The 3,550-nt window shown below is 66.6% G+C and carries 4 protein-coding genes; 2 read left to right on the top strand and 2 right to left on the bottom strand.

Annotation, left to right across the window (positions count from 1 at the left end; genetic code table 11):
* Both ACLP9N_RS14985 and ACLP9N_RS14980 read right to left on the bottom strand, forming a co-directional pair.
* Positions 1–1,660: recombinase family protein (locus ACLP9N_RS14985; protein WP_442408161.1), on the bottom strand; the 1,660-nt coding region annotated here is incomplete at its 3' end.
* Positions 1,661–1,792: 132 nt separating this feature from the next.
* Positions 1,793–2,146, bottom strand: a complete 354-nt coding sequence (locus tag ACLP9N_RS14980; RefSeq protein WP_442405388.1) for a hypothetical protein — start codon at positions 2,144–2,146, stop codon at positions 1,793–1,795.
* Positions 2,147–2,167: 21 nt separating this feature from the next.
* On the opposite strand from ACLP9N_RS14980, the gene ACLP9N_RS14975 reads away from it, so the two are divergent.
* Both ACLP9N_RS14975 and ACLP9N_RS14970 read left to right on the top strand, forming a co-directional pair.
* Positions 2,168–2,905: a group II intron maturase-specific domain-containing protein gene (locus ACLP9N_RS14975; protein ID WP_442408160.1), complete on the top strand. Its 738-nt coding sequence runs from the start codon at positions 2,168–2,170 to the stop codon at positions 2,903–2,905.
* Between the two features lie 110 nt (positions 2,906–3,015).
* The coding region (locus ACLP9N_RS14970; RefSeq protein WP_442408159.1) for a DUF222 domain-containing protein at positions 3,016–3,550 on the top strand (535 nt) is incomplete at its 3' end.

Genomic DNA, 3,550 nt, shown 5'->3' with positions numbered 1-3,550 from the left:
CATGACTCCTCCAACGCAGTTGGCAATCGGGCCGTATTTCGCCCTCCGAGTCGGTTTCGGCGCTGCCGTCGGTCCTGCTGCTCGCGTTGTGCCGTACCGGGATGGAGTGGCGGATTGTGATCTTGTCGGGGCCGACGAGCACGTCCTTGACGAGCAGGCGCAGGACCCGCTGGCGTTCGGTGACGGTCGCGGTGATGGTCTTGTCGCGCAGCCCGGTGAGGAAGTCTTCGAGGTTGTCGGCGAGCTTGAGGTAGACCTCCCGGTCGGCGAGTTGGCTTTCGAGCGCGTCGACCTGGTGGCGCAGGCCGGTCTGGCGGGCGCGCAGCTCGGGTATGCGGGTCCGCAGCTCGTCGAGGGAGATCAACTCCTCCTGGTAGGCGCCGATGAGCCGACTGATCGCCGTGGTGGCCTGGGCCAATCCGATGTCGAGGCGTCGGCGCTGGGCGGTGGCGGGGTCGACGGTGCGGTGTTGCTCGAGCCGCTTGTTGATCTCGCTGCGGATCAGGGTGGGGTCGGCAAGCAGGGCGGTGATGTGGTCCCAGACGACGGTGTCGAGATAGTCTGCGCGCACCGGCTTGTTGGCGCAGACCCGGCCGTGCTCGTAGCGGTAGTCATCCGAGCCGAGGCAGCGGTAGTAGTAGATCTTCTTGTTGGTGGTGCGTGTCGAGGTGCGGTAGTAGGCGTAGCCGCAGCTGCTGCAGGCGCAAATGCCTTGCAGCAGAGAGGGATTGCTGCTGTTGCGGGCGGCGTAGCGCTTGTTGTCGGCCAGCCGCCGCTGGACCCGCTGCCAGGTGTCCTCGTCGACGAGCGCCGGCACCGGGATCTGCAGCCAATCTTCGCGGCCTCGGTCGGTGACCGTGTAGTGGCGGGGTGTGGCGCGCCCGGCCAGGCGGGCGGTGCGGTTGAGCGCTGCGGCCTGATCGGTGCGCATCGTTTTGCCGAAGCAGGCCCGCCCGGCGTAGGCGGGGTTGCGCAGCATGCCCCAGACCGTGGAGCGGTCCCAGCGCGGTTTGCCGGTGCGGGTCACCACACCCAGCCCGCTTAGCCAGCGGGCCAGCTCGCCGATTGCGACCCCACCGTCGGCGTAGCGGGCGAACAGTTCGGCTACGACCGCCGCCTCGTGCGCCACGACCTTGTAGCGGGCATCGGCATGCTCGCTCTTGCGGACGTACCGGTAGCCGAACGGGGCGCCCGAGAGCACGTTGATCGTGCCGCTCTTGGCCCGATGCGCCTTGCCGCGGCGGGTCCGCTCCAGGATCTGGGCGCGCTCGTACTCGGCGATCATGCCCTGGAACTGCACCAGCAGTGCGTCTTCGGGGCTGTCGCTGCGCGGGCCCTTGACGAACATCACGGTCGTGCCCGCCTTGGCGAACTCCTCGATCAGCAGAGCCTGATAGGCGTACTTGCGAGCCAGCCGATCCGGCGAGTAGACCAGCAGCACGTCCACCGGGACCTGGCAGACCAGGTCGCGCAGCCGCTCCAGCGCCGGCCGGACCAGACTCGCCCCGGAATGGCCGTCGTCTTCGAACACCCACGGTTCAGGCACGTCCAGGCCCAGCTGTTCGGCGTGCGCACGCAACGCTGCGGTCTGGGATCGGATCGTCTCCTGCTCCTTCTGCCGGGCCGAGGAAACCCGGGCATAGATTGCTGCGTTGCTCATCGGCACAGCTCGCTTCCTGACCGGCGCGCACGCTGCGCGAGGGTCGTTCGGGGACAAGAATGCGGTAGGCCGCCGACAATTCCGCGGCCTGCAGGCGATCGAAGACGAACTCGGTCTCGACCACCCGCTCGCTCACCGGCGCGGAGGCTCTCGATGCGCCCGCGCCAAGAACTCCTCCAGGGCCTGCGCGACCACGGCGGACAGCGTCCGCCCCGACGCGGCGGCATACGTCCGGACCCGCGCGATGAGCGGCACCGGCAGCTTGACGGTGAACACCGCGGCCGGTGCCGGTACCGCGACATGCCCGGACCGACTCGCGCGCTGCACGTAGCGGTGCGCCTGCCGCGGCGAACAGCCGAACCGGCTGGCCAGCTCTCGCGCGGCATCCGCCGCTCGCACACCCGTATCCAGCAGGTCCGCAGCAGCGTTGACCCGCTCCGCGAACACGTCACCACGAGCGCGCCCACCGTCGGCAGAACGAGACATGTCATTAATGTACTACTCAACATGTCACACCGTCTCACTGACGCGCCGCGGCCGTTCGACACGCCGATAGCTCAGCGACACCTCAAAGCAGAAGTTGCCAACTGCGTTGGAGGAGTCATTTCCCCGTTGCTGGCCAACATCTATCTGCACGTGCTCGACACCGAACTAACTCGACGGGATGTGGGTGAGTTGGTGCGTTACGCCGATGACGGTGTGGTGCTGTGCCGTACGCGGGCACAAGCCGAGCACGCTTTGGTGGCGGTGGGAGAAATCCTGGCGTCGTTGGGGTTGCGGCTGCATCCGGATAAGACGAAGGTAGTCGACCTGCGAGACGGGCGGGAGGGCCTGGATTTTCTGGGTTGTCATTTCCGGGCGCGCATGTCGGGGCGGTTGTGGGAACAGAAGCGGATCGTGCGCTACTACCTGCACCGTTGGCCCAGTCAAACGGCGATGGCACGGTTGCGGGCCAAGGTCCGTGACCGCACCGGGCGCAATCGGGTCGGGATCGATATTCGTGAGGTGATCGCGGAGCTCACTCCGATCTTGCGTGGCTGGGGTAACTATTTTCGTACCGGCAATGCCGCCGATAAGTTCCGCCAGGTCGACCGGTATGTGTGCTGGCGGCTGTTCCGCTTGATGGTTAAGAAGCGGGGCCGCAATCTGCGTGCCGGTCAAGCTGATCAGTGGACTGAGGAGTGGTTTAACGGGCACGGCCTGCATCGCCTGCGCGGCACCATCCGCTACCCGAAGGCAGCGTAACCATGTCTAGAAGATCATCGGTAAGCCGTGTGCGGGAAAACCGCACGCACGGATTGAAAGGGGGATGGGGAAACGGATCCGCACTGCGGACACCGCGCCCTTGACTACCAATGGGTTCGAGCACGCGCGAGGAGATCGTCGAGGTCTTCGACGCGCTCGACGCGGACGTGGACCGCTTGTGTGAGTTGGTTTTTGACGTGTTCACCACCCCGGAACGGTTGCGGGCGTTGGAGCGCCTGGAACGGGTGGCGCGCCGGTTGCGGGCCCCCGGCCACACATTGATCAACCAGCTCGACGCGCAGGCGGGCGAGGAGGAGTTGGGCGCCACGCTGTGTTCGGCGCTGGCCGATAGGTTGCGTGTCACCAAGGCTGAGGCCGGCCGGCGTATCGCCGAAGCCAAGGATCTCGGGCAACGTTGGGCGTTGACCGGTGAGCCGTTGGCGCCGCAGTTGAGCGCGACCGCGACCGCCCAACGTGACGGTCTGATCGGGGATGGGCATGTGGCGGTGATCCGTAGCTTTTTCGCCCATCTGCCCGTTGAGGTCGATGTGTGTACCCGGGAGGCCGCCGAAGCCGACCTGGCCGGCAAGGCCGGCGGGTATCGCCCCGATGAGTTGGCCAAATACGCCCAGCGGATCATGGACT

The organism is Mycobacterium sp. (assembly GCF_052144515.1).
Taxonomy (GTDB): Bacteria; Actinomycetota; Actinomycetes; order Mycobacteriales; family Mycobacteriaceae; genus Mycobacterium.
Note: the sequence above shows the minus strand (reverse complement) of the source record. Positions and strands in the feature narration are given on the sequence as shown.